The sequence below is a fragment of the Acinetobacter seifertii genome (assembly GCF_000368065.1).
GTDB classification, from domain to species: Bacteria; Pseudomonadota; Gammaproteobacteria; order Pseudomonadales; family Moraxellaceae; genus Acinetobacter; species Acinetobacter seifertii.
On sequence record NZ_KB851200.1, the window covers coordinates 2,222,361 to 2,240,877 of the forward strand.

General features: G+C 39.7%; 15 protein-coding genes and 1 tRNA gene. 5 read left to right on the top strand and 11 right to left on the bottom strand.

Features of this window, described 5'->3' with window-relative positions; translation table 11 throughout:
• Positions 1-51: 51 nt before the first annotated feature.
• The 4 genes from fusA to F985_RS17940 form a co-directional block, all read right to left on the bottom strand.
• Positions 52-2,190 carry an elongation factor G gene (gene fusA, locus F985_RS17925; protein WP_004703333.1) on the bottom strand — a complete coding sequence of 713 codons (2,139 nt, stop codon included), beginning with the start codon at positions 2,188-2,190 and terminating at the stop codon, positions 52-54.
• A 177-nt stretch (positions 2,191-2,367) separates the two neighbouring features.
• Positions 2,368-2,838, bottom strand: coding sequence for a 30S ribosomal protein S7 (gene rpsG / locus F985_RS17930; RefSeq protein ID WP_001138055.1), 471 nt, complete (start codon positions 2,836-2,838; stop codon positions 2,368-2,370).
• A 159-nt stretch (positions 2,839-2,997) separates the two neighbouring features.
• Entirely contained in the window at positions 2,998-3,372 is a 375-nt protein-coding gene (gene rpsL / locus F985_RS17935; protein ID WP_002050319.1) for a 30S ribosomal protein S12, read from the bottom strand.
• A gap of 200 nt (positions 3,373-3,572) precedes the next feature.
• Complete coding sequence (locus F985_RS17940; RefSeq protein ID WP_004703334.1) at positions 3,573-4,889, bottom strand: EcsC family protein; 1,317 nt, start codon at positions 4,887-4,889, stop codon at positions 3,573-3,575.
• Between the two features lie 295 nt (positions 4,890-5,184).
• Here F985_RS17940 and F985_RS17945 point away from each other — a divergent pair, with 295 nt between their 5' ends.
• The 5 genes from F985_RS17945 (at position 5,185) to F985_RS17965 (ending at position 10,739) form a co-directional block, all read left to right on the top strand.
• Complete coding sequence (locus F985_RS17945) at positions 5,185-6,414, top strand: beta-ketoacyl synthase N-terminal-like domain-containing protein (protein WP_004703335.1); 1,230 nt, start codon at positions 5,185-5,187, stop codon at positions 6,412-6,414.
• An 18-nt stretch (positions 6,415-6,432) separates the two neighbouring features.
• The gene (gene hemJ, locus F985_RS17950) at positions 6,433-6,885 is read left to right on the top strand and encodes a protoporphyrinogen oxidase HemJ (RefSeq protein WP_004703336.1); all 453 of its coding nucleotides are present in this window, start codon (positions 6,433-6,435) and stop codon (positions 6,883-6,885) included.
• A gap of 260 nt (positions 6,886-7,145) precedes the next feature.
• Positions 7,146-7,706, top strand: coding sequence for a hypothetical protein (locus F985_RS17955; RefSeq protein WP_031944536.1), 561 nt, complete (start codon positions 7,146-7,148; stop codon positions 7,704-7,706).
• A 386-nt stretch (positions 7,707-8,092) separates the two neighbouring features.
• Entirely contained in the window at positions 8,093-9,718 is a 1,626-nt protein-coding gene (locus tag F985_RS17960) for an NAD+ synthase (protein WP_004703338.1), read from the top strand.
• Positions 9,711-10,739 carry a hypothetical protein gene (locus F985_RS17965; RefSeq protein WP_004703349.1) on the top strand — a complete coding sequence of 343 codons (1,029 nt, stop codon included), beginning with the start codon at positions 9,711-9,713 and terminating at the stop codon, positions 10,737-10,739. Before F985_RS17960 ends, F985_RS17965 begins: the two co-directional genes overlap by 8 nt.
• 43 nt (positions 10,740-10,782) lie before the next feature.
• On the opposite strand, the gene F985_RS17970 is transcribed toward F985_RS17965, so the two are convergent.
• The 7 genes from F985_RS17970 to F985_RS18000 all read right to left on the bottom strand — a co-directional run bounded on the left by F985_RS17970 (position 10,783) and on the right by F985_RS18000 (position 18,464).
• Positions 10,783-10,859: transfer RNA gene (locus tag F985_RS17970), tRNA-Met, on the bottom strand.
• 157 nt (positions 10,860-11,016) lie between these two features.
• On the bottom strand, positions 11,017-11,973 hold the full coding sequence (gene cntB, locus F985_RS17975; RefSeq protein ID WP_004703350.1) for a carnitine monooxygenase, reductase subunit CntB: 957 nt from the start codon (positions 11,971-11,973) through the stop codon (positions 11,017-11,019).
• A 47-nt stretch (positions 11,974-12,020) separates the two neighbouring features.
• Positions 12,021-13,472 carry an NAD-dependent succinate-semialdehyde dehydrogenase gene (locus F985_RS17980; protein WP_004703351.1) on the bottom strand — a complete coding sequence of 484 codons (1,452 nt, stop codon included), beginning with the start codon at positions 13,470-13,472 and terminating at the stop codon, positions 12,021-12,023.
• Positions 13,473-13,534: 62 nt separating this feature from the next.
• Positions 13,535-14,650, bottom strand: a complete 1,116-nt coding sequence (gene cntA / locus F985_RS17985; RefSeq protein ID WP_004703352.1) for a carnitine monooxygenase subunit alpha — start codon at positions 14,648-14,650, stop codon at positions 13,535-13,537.
• A gap of 42 nt (positions 14,651-14,692) precedes the next feature.
• Entirely contained in the window at positions 14,693-15,667 is a 975-nt protein-coding gene (locus F985_RS17990) for an alpha/beta hydrolase (protein ID WP_004703353.1), read from the bottom strand.
• 11 nt (positions 15,668-15,678) lie between these two features.
• Complete coding sequence (locus F985_RS17995) at positions 15,679-17,331, bottom strand: BCCT family carnitine transporter (protein WP_081401322.1); 1,653 nt, start codon at positions 17,329-17,331, stop codon at positions 15,679-15,681.
• A 20-nt stretch (positions 17,332-17,351) separates the two neighbouring features.
• A complete protein-coding gene (locus F985_RS18000; protein WP_004703363.1) occupies positions 17,352-18,464 on the bottom strand; it encodes a tartrate dehydrogenase in 1,113 nt (370 codons plus the stop codon).
• Between the last annotated feature and the right edge of the window lie 53 nt (positions 18,465-18,517).

Here is an 18,517-nt window from a genome sequence, read left to right on the forward strand (position 1 = left end):
AGCACTTGGTTTTCAACTAAGAATTAGTTAGGGCTTATAGTAATCGAAAGATTACTCGTCGTCACCTTTTTTACCGCCAGCTTGGAATTTAGCGATGATGCCTTCAGCCACGTTACGTGGAGTTTCAGCATATTTAGCAAATTCCATAGAGTAAGTCGCACGACCTTGAGACATAGAACGCATTTGAGTCGCGTAACCAAACATCTCAGCAAGAGGAACTTCTGCACGAATTGCTTTTGTTCCACCAGGAAGATCGTCCATACCTTGAACCATACCACGACGACGGTTTAAGTCACCCATGATATCGCCCATGTAGTCTTCTGGAGTTTCTACTTCAACTTTCATGATAGGTTCAAGAAGGATAGGATCCGCTTTCATGAAACCATCACGGAAGGCATAAGAACCTGCCATTTTGAACGATAATTCGTCAGAGTCGACGTCATGGTAAGAACCGTCGAATAATGTCGCTTTAATACCAACAACAGGGTAACCAGCCAATACACCATTCTTCATACGTTCTTGAATACCTTTGTCAACCGCGCCAAAGAATTCTTTAGGTACTACACCACCAACAACTTCTTCAACGAATTGGTATTCTTTACCAGCTTCTTCAACATCAAGCGGTTCAAGACGTACATATACGTGACCAAACTTACCTTTACCACCAGTTTGACGTACGAACTTACCTTCTTGTTCAACAGACTTTTTGATCGTTTCACGGTAAGCAACCATTGGTTTACCAATGTTAGCTTCAACACCGAATTCACGCTTCATACGGTCAACAATGATGTCAAGGTGAAGTTCACCCATACCAGCAATAATTGTTTGACCAGATTCTTCATCTGTACGAACACGGAACGATGGATCTTCTTTAGCCAAACGACCTAAAGCGATAGACATTTTTTCTTGGTCTGCTTTAGTTTTTGGTTCCACAGCCAATGAAATTACTGGCTCTGGGAATTCCATACGCTCAAGAGTAATGATGTTTTTCTCATCACATAATGTATCACCAGTTGTAACGTCTTTAAGACCTACACACGCTGCGATATCACCTGCACGGATTTCATCAAGATCTTGACGTTCGTTCGCATGCATTTGCACGATACGACCGATACGTTCACGCTTAGCTTTAACTGGGTTATAAACCGGATCACCTTGTTTAAGAACACCAGAGTAAACACGTACGAATGTTAAGTTACCTACGAATTTGTCGTTCATGATTTTGAACGCAAGCGCAGAGAACGGAGCTTCGTCAGATGCTTCACGAGACGCTTTAGTTTCGTCTTTGTCGTCAAGGATACCTTCGATCGCTTTAACTTCTGTAGGTGATGGTAAGAATTCAATTACAGCGTCCAACATACGTTGAACACCTTTGTTTTTGAACGCAGAACCACAAAGCATTACTTGAATTTCAGAAGCTAATGTACGAGCACGTAAACCTGCAATGATCTCTTCTTTAGAAAGATCACCTTCTTCAAGGTACTTGTCCATTAATTCTTCAGAAGCTTCAGCCGCAGCTTCAACCATTTTTGTACGCCATTCGTTAGACGTATCAACTAGGTCAGCTGGGATATCAGCATATTCAAACTTCATACCTTGAGATGCTTCATCCCAGATAATCGCTTTCATTTCGATAAGGTCAACAACACCCTGGAATGTATCTTCAGCACCAATTGGCACAACGATAGGAACAGGATTACCACCTAAACGAGTTTTAACTTGCTCAACAGCACGGAAGAAGTTTGCACCAGTACGGTCCATCTTGTTCACGAATGCTAAACGAGGCACTTTATATTTGTTCGCTTGACGCCATACAGTTTCAGACTGAGGTTGTACACCACCTACAGCACAGTAAACCATACACGCACCGTCAAGAACACGCATAGAACGTTCAACTTCGATTGTGAAGTCTACGTGTCCCGGGGTGTCAATTACGTTGATACGGTGTTGTTCAAATTGGTTACCCATACCAGACCAGAAACAAGTCGTAGCAGCAGAGGTAATTGTAATACCACGCTCTTGTTCTTGTTCCATCCAGTCCATTGTTGCTGCACCGTCGTGTACTTCACCAATTTTGTGAGATACACCTGTGTAGAACAAAATACGTTCAGTTGTAGTTGTTTTACCTGCGTCAATGTGCGCAGAAATACCGATGTTACGGTAACGAGTAATTGGGGTTTGGCGAGCCATGATGTCTACATTCCTAAATGTTATATTTAAAACAGGACGCACCAATTAAATTGATGCGCGCGAATATCCAAACAGGCAACTTAAATACCTGCAAAGCCCCCACTTTGATAGAGAGCAATGTTGAATCGAGCTGCTGTACGCATGAATATTCTCCTGAATAAGGCCTGTTTTATCCGCTTAGAAACGGTAGTGAGAGAAGGCTTTGTTAGCTTCAGCCATACGGTGCACATCTTCACGTTTTTTGATTGCTGCACCTTTACCTTCAGCTGCATCAAGCAACTCACCAGCAAGACGTAAAGCCATCGTTTTTTCAGAACGCTTAGCAGCAGCATCTACTAACCAACGCATAGCTAAGGCAGTACGACGGGATGGGCGTACTTCCATAGGTACTTGATAAGTAGCACCACCAACACGGCGTGCTTTTACTTCGACCATAGGACGAACTTTCTCAAGAGTAGTCTCGAAAAATTCAACTGGGTCTACTTTGTTTTTTTCTTGAACGCGTTCTAAAGCACCGTAAACGATACTTTCAGCAATAGATTTTTTACCATCTTGCATTACGTGGTTCATGAATTTAGCGATTGTTTGGCTGCTAAATTTTGGATCTGGAAGGATCTCACGAGCAGCGACTACGCGACGTCTTGGCATTTTAATACACCTAATAATATGACACTTCAGGATAATCCAGCAGTTTGTACAAGTGTCATGTACACGACGCTGGCCTTACTATACGTCGCTTGAATTACAAATCTATGAAGAATTCAAACAAGCGAAACGCTAAAGGGCTTCTGGACTAGTTTCCTAGAATTACTTCTTAGGACGCTTAGTACCGTATTTAGAACGTGATTGATTACGATCTTTAACGCCGGCACAGTCTAAAGAACCACGAACGGTATGGTAACGTACACCTGGTAAGTCTTTAACACGACCACCACGGATAAGAACAACACTGTGCTCTTGTAAGTTATGACCTTCACCACCGATGTAGCTAGATACTTCAAAACCTGAAGTTAAGCGAACACGGCAAACCTTACGCATAGCTGAGTTAGGTTTTTTAGGTGTAGTTGTATAAACACGTGTACAAACACCACGACGTTGTGGACAAGCCTTCAACGCAGGAACTTTGGATTTTTCAACCAAAGTCGTACGACCCTTACGGATCAACTGATTCGTTGTTGCCATATGGCAATTCTCCCGTTATTAAAAAACCTTAAAAAGAAAATACCTCTTTTTAAGGGCACATAATTGTAAGCTAAGATGCAAAAATGGTCAACACGGCAATAATTACCAAATGTTGACCATATCAATGTTTGACAGGATGACTTACAAAACTAAATAGGGGTGAAATTTCGTTTTGAAACCCTATCTTTGTAATTGTATTGTTAAGAGTACTTTTGATCTTCTATAACATCATCATTTTCAATTTCTAATGCTGGTTTTTGTTCACTATGCTCGTGCTCGACCACATGTTTTTCTGCAAGCTGCTCAATACCTTGATGAACATTTTCTTGCACTTTTTCTTCACTTTTTTCAGAAGTATTCGATTTAACCACAACTGCCACTTTTGAAATTACATCATGATTTTCTATTTTATGATGTTGTGCCGCGTGAATACTGCCATTTTCTCCAACGTTCAAAAGACGAGGACTTGCCTTTTGAATAAGAGTCACGGCAGCATAATAAGCTTGAAGTGGTGATAAATGCTCATTCGGATGTTCATTTAAATAGTGTCGTGCAGCACCAAAAATGGCTTGTGCCTTGTGGCCTACATCTTCTTGTAACTTCCAACTGTAAACAGCACTGAGTACTGCACCTACTGCTGGAGTAAATTTACCAACAGAAGCAAGTTGCGGAACTTTATTTAACCAGTTCCATTTAAACTCGCCATTTTCATCAACTAACCATTTTTTCAAGGTTTCAATATCATTTGAAGACCCCAGTAATTGCTGAAACTGTTGAACATCTTGTGTCTCTAACATATTACGTAACGCTTTTAATGCCAAAAGTACCGTCTGCTTTTCAGCAATCAGACTGATATCGACTTCTTTAAAAATAAACTCAACAACATCTTGATCACTTCCATCATTTAAATCGAAACCATGTGATCTTCCAGTTTGATAAATTGTTCTTAAAACCAGAACTAAAGATACAGGAATATCTACAGCCGCTCCGGCCATACCAGATACACCTGTAATCGCCCCTTGTATTGTTGCAATCAATTTATTTTGTTCAATCAGCGCCTGACTTAAACGTTGAGAGCGTGAGGTATCCTTAGTTAACTCAAATAGGTCTTTTGCGCCCGCCTCTTCTAATATTTTTTCAGTAAGGGTACTTTTTGAACTAAAGTCATTCAGCGCATCAAATAAATAGCTTGATATTTTCTCATTCCAGTCAGGTGAAATAAATGTGGCAATACCATTGACCTTTCTGAAATGACGACCAAAAACTTGTCGAGTAACTTTAGGTAAATGTTCACGTAACATTTGTTGTGGACTTTCATATTGTTCCACTTCAAATGGGCTTTTGTTTCTAGCATTACCCTCTACTGTTTTACCACTCGCAAGTGGCTCGACCAACTTACTGACCTCACCTATTTGGCTTTGCTGCAAGATGTTTAACCCAGTAGAACTGAGCTTTTTAGCCACTCCGAAGACCTGAGAAAACAAATTGTCAGATTGATTATTATTAAATTTTGTCATCCAGTACCTCGATTTTTTAATTTATCTAATTAGAGATAAATACTAGGTGGAATGTAGATTTATCTCAACTTGAATGTGTGTATTTTAGTTAACCCTAAATGAAACATACTATGTATTTGGTTATTTTTTTAAATGCAAAATTGACATAAAGATTTGCCATAAGAAATAAAAAACCTTTCTGCTATCATGGTAGCAACGAAAACATATGTCTAATGTTCTTCCAGCTATCTTCTCCTATCATTTAATAGCTGCTGATGTTCATAGACTTTAAATATCACCATAAAGGGACCTGTAGATGAAACGTGTCGTAATCACTGGTATGGGTATTAACTCATGTATCGGTAACTCTTTAGAAGCAGTTACTCACTCACTTCAAAATGGAATCTCGGGGACACGTTTTAACCCAACTTACGCTGAACTTAATTTTAAAAGCCATGTCAGCGCTGCTGCAGAACAAGATTTTGATCATATCGACCGTAAATTAAAACGCTTTATGGGCGTTTGTGCGATGTATGCTTACAACGCTGCTGTAGCTGCAGTTGAACATGCAGGACTCACACCTGAACAAATTGGCGGCAACCCACGTTATGGTATTGCAGGTGGTTCAGGTGGTGGTTCAACTGCATCTGTTGTTGAAATGACTGAGTTATTAGAAACTAAAGGTGCACGTAAAGTAGGTCCTTTCTTTGTACCACGTAATATGTCAAATACCATTACGGCAAACGTAGGTGTTGCATTTAAACTACAAGGTATTGCTCATACTATTACAAGTGCTTGCGCAACTTCTGCAGATGCAATTGGTTATGCATATAACCTTATTCAACTTGGCAAACAAGATCTTATGCTTGCTGGTGGTGGTGAAGAAGATCATTGGTCTCAAAGTTTATTGTTTGATGCAATGGGCGCACTTTGCTCAAAATATAACGATACTCCTGAAACAGCATCTCGCCCTTATTCAGCAGACCGTGACGGTTTCGTAATTGCTGGCGGTGGTGGTTTCGTAGTGCTTGAATCGCTTGAGCATGCACAAGCACGTGGTGCGAACATTTTAGCTGAAGTTGTCGGTTATGCAGCAAACAGTGACGGTGCAGATATGGTTGCTCCAAGTGGTGAAGGCGCTACACGCTGTATTTTAATGGCACTTGAAGAAGCTAAACAGCATGGCGTAGAAACAATTGACTATGTAAATACACATGGTACTTCTACTCCAGCGGGTGATGTTACTGAACTTAAAGCAATGGAGCGTGCTTTTGGTGAAGGTAAAGTACCACCGTTAAGCTCAACTAAATCTATGACTGGTCATAGCTTAGGAGCAGCTGGCGTTCAAGAAGCTATCTACTCTGTTCTTATGATGCAAAATGACTTTATTGCACCAAACATCAACGTAACTGAACTTGATGAAGGCGCAAAACCTTTTGATATCGTACTTGAAAAACGTGATGCAAAATTGAATACTGTAATGAGTAACAGTTTTGGCTTTGGCGGTGTAAACGCTTGCCTAATTTTCAAGAAGTGGGATGCATAATCCCACCTAGGATTAACGATGGATGCACCTTCTGATGCTTTTTTGTGGGTAAAAGCATTACATATTATTGCCGTGGTTTGTTGGTTCGCTGCTTTGTTCTACTTACCACGTTTATATGTTTATCATGCTATGAGTGAAGATGCTGCAAGTCATCAACGCTTTGAGGTAATGGAACGTAAGTTGTATCGAGGAATTATGTGGCCTTCTATGATTGCCACATTAATTACTGCACACTTTCTCGTTGAGTGGGGTGATGCAACTCGACACTACCATGAAGCCACATGGTTTTACTTAAAAGTTGGACTAGTGGCTTTATTAGTGGTTTACCATTTAGTGTGTGGTTACTATCGCAAAAAGCTTATCGGAAATGCTCACTATAAATCACATAAGTTCTGGCGTTTCTTCAATGAAATGCCAACCTTAATTTTATTTGCGGTTGTGATTTTAGTTGTCGTAAAACCTCAGTTTTAACTGGGGTTTTTTATTGTCTAAGACTTCTCATTTAAATTTTTAATTCATTTCAGTCAGTTAACCTGTTTTCAATTAAACTTATTAATGGTCACGACGCCTTTATAATCAATAATTAGAATGAGATTCTACAAGCCTCTGATCAGATTCAAAGCGGATATTTTGTCAAATAAGGTACTCAAATCATCAAGTAAGAAATAAATATCGTTCATTGTGTCTATCTTTCAACATAGTTGATGTATGTTATGCTGCTAAACAAATAGATGAACTTATTTAATAGCAAAACTATGTTCACTCTCAGCGCTTTTAAATTCACCCTAGATCGACAATTTATTATTTTTACTCTTTTTATTCTTCGTCACTTAAAAAGCTATCCAATTCGATTTCTTACGCCTGAAGAAAAAGCTTTAGCGCAAAGGGTTTTTGGAGATCTGCTAGATTGTGAACGCCCTAAAATTATTGCTACTCATTACTTACCTTGGCAAGCTCATGGAATTTTGATGGCTCCAAATGGAAATATCTATGTAAATTTTTCTGACTATAGTAACAATTACGCTTTAGAGTCTAAGTTCATACAAGGTATTTTTATTCATGAACTCACCCATGTTATGCAATATCAGCGAGGTATTCATGTATTACTAAAAGGCGCATTTTTACAATCTGCCTATTACCTCACCTTTAAATATTACAATCCTTACAAATACACATATCATCCGCAAAAAGCATTTAGTTCTTACAATATTGAACAGCAAGGAGAGATTGCGAGAGATATCTGTTCAGGGAAGCTACCCAATATTATTTGTTTACCTCAACTGGATTTGTAAGCAAATAATTGAGTTTGACTGCAACGTAACATTTTTACCAACTTACTCAACGCAAATTTTATAAACAAAAAAATATGAAAATAAAGTTGAGATTTGAGTTTATTACTGTCAAATTATTGAAAATAAGTATAAAAACTTATTCCAAATTTTGGAGTGTTAAGGCAGTATACAAACAATAAAAATAATGAAGCTTGTTTCTATTCTATACAGAAAATCTCGTTATTTTTACGCAGAAAATATGTGATTGGTATATATTATTGATCTTGACATTTTTGTTTACTATTTTACTTGTTTATTATCGTATCATACACATCGTTGAAAAATTATATTCATAAAAATCAACACTATGTGTATTTATATTCGTTATGATCTAGGATTAGGTTTGAATGAAAAGTTTTAAAGTTGCCCTTGCTCAGTTTTCTCCGCATATTGGCAATATTGACTCAAACACCCAAAAGATGATTGAGCAAGCAAATCAGGCGAAAAAACAAGACGCTGACCTGATTATTTTTCCTGAGCTTTCTGTGATTGGTTATCCAGCTGAAGACTTATTGCTACGTCCAAATTTAAACAAACGTATGCAAAAGGCTTTTGCTCAACTTAGCGAAGTTAAAGATATTGTGATGGTTTTCGGCTTCGTGAACCAGACTGAAGATGGCCAACGTTATAATTCAGCTGCTGTCATGAAAGATGGTCAGGTTTTAGGTGTTTTCAATAAACACAACTTGCCAAACTATAGCGTTTTTGATGAAAAGCGCTATTTCGAAAAAGGTCATCAGCACTTGGTGTTTGAATACTTAGGTCATAAGTTTGGTGTACTCATTTGTGAAGATATCTGGTCAATCAATACAGTAAAACAATTAAGCCAATTAAATGTTGATACTGTACTTGTACTTAATGCATCTCCATATGAAGTGGGTAAACCACAGCATCGTAAACAGACATTAAGTGAGCTTGCAAAGCAGCTTCATTTAAACATTGTTTATGTCAACCAAGTCGGTGGACAAGATGATTTAATTTTTGATGGTACAAGTTTTGTCAGCAACCAAAATGGTGAAATTGCTTTACAAGCGCCAAGCTTTAAAGAAGACCTGTATATAGCTGAATTTGACCGCGATACAAAATTATATAAGGTCACCGAGTCTGCTCCTGCATTGGAAACTTTTGCAGAGATCTATCAAGGCTTAGTCATAGCAACACATGACTATGTAGAGCGCTCAGGTTTTCCTGGAGTCATTTTAGGTCTTTCTGGCGGTATTGACTCTGCCCTTACGCTCGCTATTGCAGTTGATGCAATCGGTGCTGAAAGAGTTCAAGCTGTGATGATGCCTTATACCTACACCTCTCAAATTAGTGTGGAAGATGCAGCTGAACAAGCTCGCCGTATGGGCGTGACTTTCGGTATTGCTGAAATCCACTCAATCGTAAATAGCTTCATGCAAACGCTATATCCATTCTTTGGTAATTCACCAGCCGATGCGACTGAAGAAAATTTACAAGCGCGCGCTCGTGGTACATTGCTTATGGGCTTATCTAACAAGTTTGGTAATTTGGTGCTTTCTACAGGTAATAAATCTGAACTTTCAGTTGGCTATTGCACACTTTATGGTGACATGGTAGGCGGCTTTGCTGTTCTCAAAGATGTTTATAAAACAATCGTGTTTGAATTAGCAAAATACCGTAATAGCTTAAGTGAAACTCCGGTTATTCCTGAGCGTGTGATTACTCGCCCACCTTCAGCAGAACTTCGTCCAGATCAAAAAGACCAAGATTCTTTACCAGCGTATGATGTATTGGATGCTATCCTATATGCATACATTGAAGAAGATTTAGGTCAGGCAGACATTATTGCCAAAGGTTTTGATAAAGAAGTTGTTGAAAAAGTCATCCGTTTAGTTGATCGTAATGAATACAAACGTCGTCAAGGTGCGATTGGCCCGAGAATTACTTCTCGTGCATTTAGTCGCGAACGACGTTATCCGATTGTCAACGGTTGGACAGCGAATGACTGAGCAGAAAAACTCATCAAAAACCACAGCACTTGCTCAAGCACTTTTGCTTGAGCAAGTGGAATTTTTCAAAAAACAATTATCGATAGAAAACTCACCTATTTATTTCCAGCAGTTCATTCAACTGTTTATGCAACATGCTGACGAAATTAAACTTTATGAAGTTGTAGATTTAGAACAATTACAAGCCGTTGTGAAACGCTATGCTTTTGAAATGCAGCTGGGTGCAGGCTTACTTGAGTTTATTGGGGAAATTGCACAGCGTATTTATTTATCTGCCATGAAATCTCCAATTCAGCTACAAGACTTGGTATCCGATCACCAGTTTGAAATGTGGCTTTCCAAGTTTTTGGAAATGGAGCATATTCCTCAATATCTGAATGAGTTTTTAAGAACCAGCCCTTCTGTTCAACAACTTTGCCAATATATTGCTACTTCAACCTTAGAACAAAAATTACCAAAATTTTTAACTGCCACTAAAGTGAATGACTACCATTTTGAATGGCAACATAAACTTAAAAAATTCTCGTTTTTGCAGCAACAACGCCTCGAGCACAAACTTGAAACTTGGATTGCTAGTTTTATTCATGAACAACTTACAGAATTAAGTCTTTTGTCGGCTGAAGATTTAGAAAGCTTAGTGCGTCATATCTGGGAAGATATTAGGCATAAAAAAATGTATGAGTTTATGAAACAGCTCACTCCTCTCGATGTGGAAGAGTTCTTTGTTTTAATTTATGAATACTGGAAAGAATTACGTCAATCGCAATTTATGCAAGATCTTATTTTATATGGCGTCGAAGTTTTTTATGATTTTTATAAAGACCAAAGTCTATTTGAAGTGTTAAGTGAGATTGGTTTAACCGAAACCGATTTACAAACTGAAGCTTTACGTTTTTATCCGAAGGTTATGGATGCCTTTAATGAGCATGGTATTTTGGAACCGTTACTTCAAGCGCTCTTAGCTCCTTTTTATCAAAGCTCAAAAACACTCGATATGATTGAAAAACATTTTAATGAGTAAAAAATAGATAAAAAGAAACCACGCAGGAGCGTGGTTTTTAAAATGGTGGCTATGACGAGACTTGAACTTGTGACCCCCGCATTATGAGTGCGGTGCTCTAACCAACTGAGCTACATAGCCGTAAACTGTGTGCGCATTATCTATAGTTCTGTATAGCAGGTCAATACTTCAAAACTCTTAATGCCCACCAAATGAACAAATATGATTCAGATCATCATTATTTGTTCATTTTTTAGCAAATTCATACTTTAAGCAATTGATCGGCCACAGAAATATATTAAAGATCTAATACCAGTTTTTTACCTTTTGCTCTTGATACACAAATCATCATGCTCTTTTGTGAAGCCTTTTCGGCATCACTTAAGTATTGATCGAAATGCTCTGCTTCACCTTCTAAAATAGCCGTTTCACATGTACCACAAACCCCTTCTCGGCATAGACATTCCACATCAATATTTAATGTCTCAATAGCTTGTAAAATAGTCTGGTTACTTTGTACTTCAATTTCTTGATTAGACTTAGCAAGTACTACCGTAAAAGCTTCACCATCTTCAGGAACTGTTGAGGCAAATTGTTCCCAGTGAATGTACTCATCGCGGTAACGGTGTTTATTACAGCAATCAATCACTGCATCAATCATGGGTTTAGGACCACATACATAGACATGTGTGCCTTTTGGCTGCGATGAAATGAGTTGATCTAAATTTAATGCGCAACCTTCTGAATCAACATAACTAAACACATGCTCAGCATGTTTCTGCTTTAACTCATCTAACAAAGCCGCATGTTCAGGTGAGCGATAAGCATAATGTAGCTCAAACTCAGCACCGCGTGCGGCTAGCTCATCCATTTGTGGCAAGAATGGTGTAATGCCAATACCACCTGCAATTAAAATATGTTTATTGCCTGTTTCAGCTAATGGAAATAAATTTTTTGGTTCTGAAATCTGAATTTCACAACCTTCATTACATTGATCATGCATGAAAACCGATCCCCCCTTACCTTCCGCATCTTTACGAACGCAGACTTGGTAAGTAGATAGATCTTGCGTACAGCTCATCAATGAGTAAGCATTTGAAAGTTGTTCATTCATTTTGACAATAATATGGCTTCCCCCACTAAATCGAGGAAAGTTCTGCCCATCTTGACGTTTGAACGTAAACCGTTTGATTAAAGGGGTTAACTGCTCCACATGAGTAACAACTGCCGGGAACATTTCATAATGACTAGCCATATTAGAATCCTTCTTTTACCGCATTTTCTTATTGCTAGGGCTTATCCTTAAAGCCCTAAACACATGTATTTAATGGTCATGAACTCTTCAAGACCATACTTTGAACCTTCACGTCCAACGCCTGATTGCTTCACGCCACCAAATGGTACAACCTCATTTGAAATTGCTGTGGCATTCATACCGACCATTCCATATTCAAGCTGTTCTGACACTCGCCATAAACGTGAAATATTTTCGCTATAAACATACGCAGCCAAACCAAAGATAGTGTCATTTGCTTGAGCAACAACATCTGCTTCATCTGTAAAGCGAATGAGCGGCGCAACTGGACCAAAAATTTCTTCTTGGACAATTTCCATCGTACGGTCAACGTTCGTTAGAACTGATGGTTCATAAAAAGTTTGTCCTAAAGCATGCTGTTTACCGCCACAAGCCACCTTAGCACCTTTACTGACTGCATCATCAATCAACTGTTGTGCTTTTAACACTGCCTTTTCATTAATTAATGGGCCAATTTGCACGCCATCTTCAAGTCCATTACCGACTTTAAACTTTTGTACTTCTTGAACAAATTTCTCGGCAAAAGCTTGATAAATATTATCGTGTACATAAATGCGGTTAGCACAAACACAGGTCTGGCCTGCATTACGGAACTTGGCAAAAATCGCTCCTTGTACCGCCTTATCCAAATCAGCGTCATCAAACACAATCAGAGGTGCATTACCGCCTAACTCAAGCGCTAATTTTTTAATAGTGCTTGAACACTGCTGCATCAGTAGGCGTCCCACTGGAGTTGAGCCAGTGAAGGTCAATTTTTTCACTTTTTCATGTGAAGTAAATACCGAACCAATTTCTTGTGATTTACCTGTAACGACGTTAATCACACCAGCCGGAATACCTGCTTTTTCTGCAAGCTTCGCAATCGCTAAAGCACAATAAGGCGTTTCATTCGCTGGCTTAATCACGACCGTACATCCAGCTGCTAAAGCTGGTGCTGCTTTACGGGTAATCATCGCAATTGGGAAATTCCACGGCGTAATCGCAGCCACCACACCCACAGGTTCTTTACTAATAATAAAACGCTGCTGGTTATTTACGGTTGGAATCACATCACCATAAATGCGCTTACCTTCTTCGGCAAACCATTGAATAAATGAGGCAGCATAACGCACTTCACCTTTCGCTTCTGCCAACGGTTTTCCCTGCTCAATAGTCATAATGAGAGCAAGTTCATCAGTATGATCTAGAACCAGTTTGTACCAAGCTAATAAAATATCTGCACGGTTTTGAGCAGTTAAAGCTTTCCAACTCTGTAATGCAGTATAAGCAGCCTCCACTGCTTGAGTCGCCTCAGCCGCTCCCATATTTGGAATTGTGCCAATTTCTTCGCCTGTAGCTGGGTTAGTCACTGGAACTGTTGCATTTGACTGTGCAGCTAGCCATTGCCCGTTAATATAGGCTTGTTGCTGAAATAATTCAGTGCTTTGTAAACTCGACATATCATCTTCCTAACTGAAGAATCAGGTGTAAGTTATCTTTACACCTGAATAAATCCATTTTTTTATTTGTGATGCTGCGCTACAAGATGTTGGAAGTAGGCAATACCATGTTCACTAATTCCTGAACGTTGCTTGTCAGTCATAATACGGCCTTGACCACGATAACCACGTGATTTCAAACCACGTTGTACGCTTTCGACCAAGTTCAAATCTTCAGGACGGAATACATTGCGATACCACTCAATTAAGTCTTTCTGATCTTGAGTGAGTTCTTCGTTCGTAAAGTAAATATCGTAGTGCTGCAAAGTCGTTTCTGCATCTACTGGGAACTCATAGATCACAGTCATGAAGTTGCTGCCCGGTGGTACATTGAACATAGTACAAGGCCAAGTCCAGAAACCATGAAACTCAGGATCTGTTATTGATGGATCAAGCTTGAACGACTTTTCTGATGAACGCGCAAAACCATACTGTAAAGTCCAGTTTTGATGTGTGGTATGCCAATACTTATCAACTTGTACCGAATCGGCAAAACCAGGATGTGCAGGCCCACAGTGATAGCACTCTAGATAGTTATCAACAATCACTTTCCAGTTTGCTGGCGTTTCTGTCACAAAACGTGCCGCCAGTTTCAAATCTTTAATCACACTACATGCTTGATTTAAACGCTCTGCAAAGCCCGGAAGCTGATCTTCCACACAAGTCGCATTTTCATCCATATTAATGAAAACAAAGCCGGCATATTCCTCAACTTTTAAAGGCACCATACTTGAGTTTTCTTTATCGAAAGATTCAACATGATCACAGTTACGTGCCAAAGCTAAGCTACCGTCTAGCTTAAAAGTCCAAGCATGGTATGGGCAGGTAATTACATTTTTTGCTTTACCACTGCCACTTAAAAGCTCGTGACCACGATGCGGACACACATTATAAAACGCACGTAAAATGCTATCTTTACCGCGAATGATGACAATATTTTCACCAATTACTTTACGGGTAATATAGTCATTCGGTTGTGCTAATTCACTGCCATGTGCAACACAAATCCAGCTTTTAGCAAAGATTGATTCTTTCTCATGCTCAAAAACTTGAGATGAAGTATAGAAAACTTTAGGAAAAGTCCATGCGACATCTGGGTTTGCACAAAAATCTTCAGGTAATTTTTCAACTGCATTCATGTTATTACTCCATTAAATTCTTTTCGTCCAAATGACTCGATATTAAATTGATGTTTTTTCGACACTGCTCGACATGCGGCGTATCGCACTCAGCATGTTTTGATATAACTGTTGAACTTCTGGGCAGTCACGCATCAGACGTAAACTGCCATGTAATAAACCTTTGCCTAAATGAAACTCGCTCGGAATGCCTGTTTGTTCCAATTTTTGGATAAAGAAATAGCCGTCATCACTTAAAGGGTCATACTCTGCAACCGCTACGAAACTCATAGGCATATCTGAAAAATCAGTTGCCAATAAAGGCGCTAGACGTAAATCCTGCCAATCTTGTGAGTTAGGTGCATATTCCTTTAAATAAAAATGCATATCTTCGGTTGTTAATAACGGTGCATAGGCATGCTTTTGTGCAGAGGATGTGTCAAATGCTGTGTTTAAACATGGATAAACCAAAGCCAGTCCTTGAGCTTGCATACCACTATGCTGTAGATGCACTGCAAGGGCTGCTGCTAAATTACCCCCAGCACTATCCCCTGCTAGAACGATATTTTCGCTATCGATCTGCCAAGTTGAACCATGCTTTTTAAGCCATTGATAAACTGCTAAACAATCTTCATAAGCTGCTGGAAAGCGATGCTCTGGTGCCATACGGTAATCTACGCTAATGACAACTGCATTTAAGTCCTGACACAAATAGCTGGTAATAAACTCATGTGAATCGAGCCCACCGACCATCCAACCGCCGCCATGTAAATACAATACACACGGCCAACCTGACTCAGGTCGATCGGTTTTTGGTAAATACACACGAACAGGAACTTGATACTCATCACTTGCAACAATGCGATCTTCTACTTCAATCTTGCCATCACGTGGCAAAGTGTAGTGTCGACACATCGCGTCATAGGCCGCACGGACTGAGTCAATATCTGCATCTGCTGGTGAATAAATGCTGCTCCAGTACACTAGGCTTTGCATTTCTTCACTTAAGGCATAAGTGGTCTGTTCATGTGTCGTCATTACCGTTCCCTCTAGCTGGTTTTTCTGTCCAGTTTGATTGAGCTTGCAAGCTCAAGCTGCATCCGTTTTGCATGTTCATCTTGAGACTGGTTTAAACCAATTTCCGCTTCATCATAACCTTGTTGCTCAATTAAATGCGATGGGACTTTGGCATAATCCTGAATCAGCCATTTCACTAAGCCGTAGGTTTGAATCAGAATAATCACAATGAATGGTAAAGCAGTCACAATAGTTGCCGTTTTCATGGTGTCTAAGGGTGCTTTACTAAAGATCATGGCAATTGGAACTAAAGTCAGCATGACACACCAGAACAAACGGGCATTTGGCGATGGATCTTGTCCTTCACTTAAACCACGTGTACATGTTGCTGAAACCGCATAGCCTACTGCATCCATGTGTGCTGCCAAGAACACCACCATAATGCCGAGGAAAATCCACATCATTAGCTTCCCAGCAGGTAACAGACTGAGTAATTGACCAATCGCAACCTCACCACCTTGTTGGCTTAAGATTTGCGGTACATTTATAGCCCCATGAATAAAGCTATAAACACTGTAGTTTTCAAACACACCAAAGATGAACCAAAGACCGACACTGCCACCAATTACCATGGCAAAGATCACTTCTTTAATGGTACGGCCTTTAGAAACACGCGTTACAAACAGTGCCACACCCGGTGCATATGAAATCCACCATAACCAGTAGAAAACAGTCCATTCACGAGTAAACTTGCCATCACCCATTGGGTCAGTAAACAAACTCATATCAACAAAGTTGGTTGCCATTAATCCAAAACTCATTAGTGAATTATTCAAAATGAATTGCGTTGGACCAAAGCAAAGTACATAAATCGCAAATAACACCACGCCCAAGCACACCATGTGGCTTAAACGTTGCATGCCTTTATCCATACCCACATAAGAACTGAGTGCGAACAGAATCGAAACACCTAAAATAATGATGACCTTAGTCATAAAGGTATTTGGGATACCTGTGAGCTGCGACAAAATATTGGTAAATGTCACTGCGGTAAGTACTAATGAAATCGTCAATGCACCAAACATGCAAAGCAAGAACATAAGGTCGACTAAACGCCCAACCACGCCAGTTGATTTAAAGCCTGTTACCGCTTCAATCACGGAAGCCAAACTTAATCCTTTGTTTTTTCTCACATGATAGCTGTAGCACAAAGAAATTGATGCCAAAGCATAAATTGCCCAAGCACTTAAGCCAGAGTGAAAAAATGAGTAAGCCACGCTATATTTCAATGCTTCTGCTGACTCAGGCGGTAAGCTCAAACCCGGAGTTTGATAATAGTAAGCCCAGTCCAAAAAGCCCCAGTACAGTGTAGAAGATCCAATACCAGACAAGATGAACATAAAAATCCATGACATCGTGGTGTATTGAGGCTTTCCTTCACCGAGTTTGATTTTTCCGTATTTACTAAAGGCCAGACCAAAAGTAAAAATGATAGCTAAAAAAGCAAACAGTAATACCGGTGTTGTAAACATCGATGTTGTCCACTGCATCCATGTTGCAGCAATCTTGATCGACTCTTGCGAATAAATCGCCAAACCAGCAACTGAAATAAATACAAACAGTAAGCTGGTTACGGCAAGAACTTTATCCGTATAAATTTTTGTGTTTTGATTATCCATATCCATACATCCATTTTTGGATGGCGTTATTCCATAGCGAACACGTCCATTTTAATTTGGGCTACACACGATGCAATTGCATCTCCTACCTCATAAGTTTTTGCCTGACCGCCGATATCGGCTGTTTTGGGCCCATTAATTAATACATTCTCAATCGCCTGCATAATGTCCTGACCTGCTTGAATGCAACGCTCGTCTTCTTCACCAAAGAATTCGAACATCATGGCACCCGACCAAATCGCAGCGATTGGATTGGCAATTTGTTTACCGTAAATATCTGGTGCTGAACCATGTACAGGTTCAAACAGTGATGGGAATTTTCTTTCTGGGTTTAAATTTGCCGAAGCAGCTAAACCAATAGTTCCTGTACATGCCGGGCCTAAATCTGAAAGAATATCGCCAAATAAATTTGATGCTACGACCACATCAAAACGTTCAGGTTGTAAAACAAAACGCGCCGCTAAAATATCAACGTGCTGCTTATCGGCCTGAATTTTTGGATATTGTTTTGCCATCGCATCAACGCGCTCATCCCAATACGGCATGCTCACTGCAATACCATTTGACTTGGTCGCTGCGGTAATTTTTTTCGCATCACGCTGATTTGCAAACTCAAATGCATAACGCAAAATGCGATCTACACCATGACGTGTAAATACAGCCTCTTGTAAAACAAACTCTCGGTCTGTTCCTTCAAAAGCTTTACCGCCAATGGCTGAGTACTCACCTTCACTGTTTTCACGAACCACGTAGAAATCAATATCGCCCGGTTTTTTCCCTACTAATGGACATTTCACACCTGGCATTAAGCGCACTGGACGTAAATTCACATATTGGTCAAAACCACGACGGAACTGGAGCAGCGAACCCCAAAGCGAAATATGGTCAGGCACTTTATCTGGCCAGCCTACAGCCCCAAAATAAATTGCATCGTAGCCCTGCAAAGTTTCAAACCAGTCATCTGGCATCATTTTGCCGTGCTCAAGATAGTAATCGCAGCTTGCCCAATCGAAAGCATCTAACTGAAGCTCAATGCCATGCTTTTCTGCTGCTGCCTTTACAACCTTAATGCCTTCTGGTAGAACTTCTAAACCAATGCCATCGCCTGCAATCGTGGCAACTTTATATCTTTTTGCCATAAGCTTCCTTCACACCTTCGACTAATATCCTTGTATGGCTTAAACATGATGTT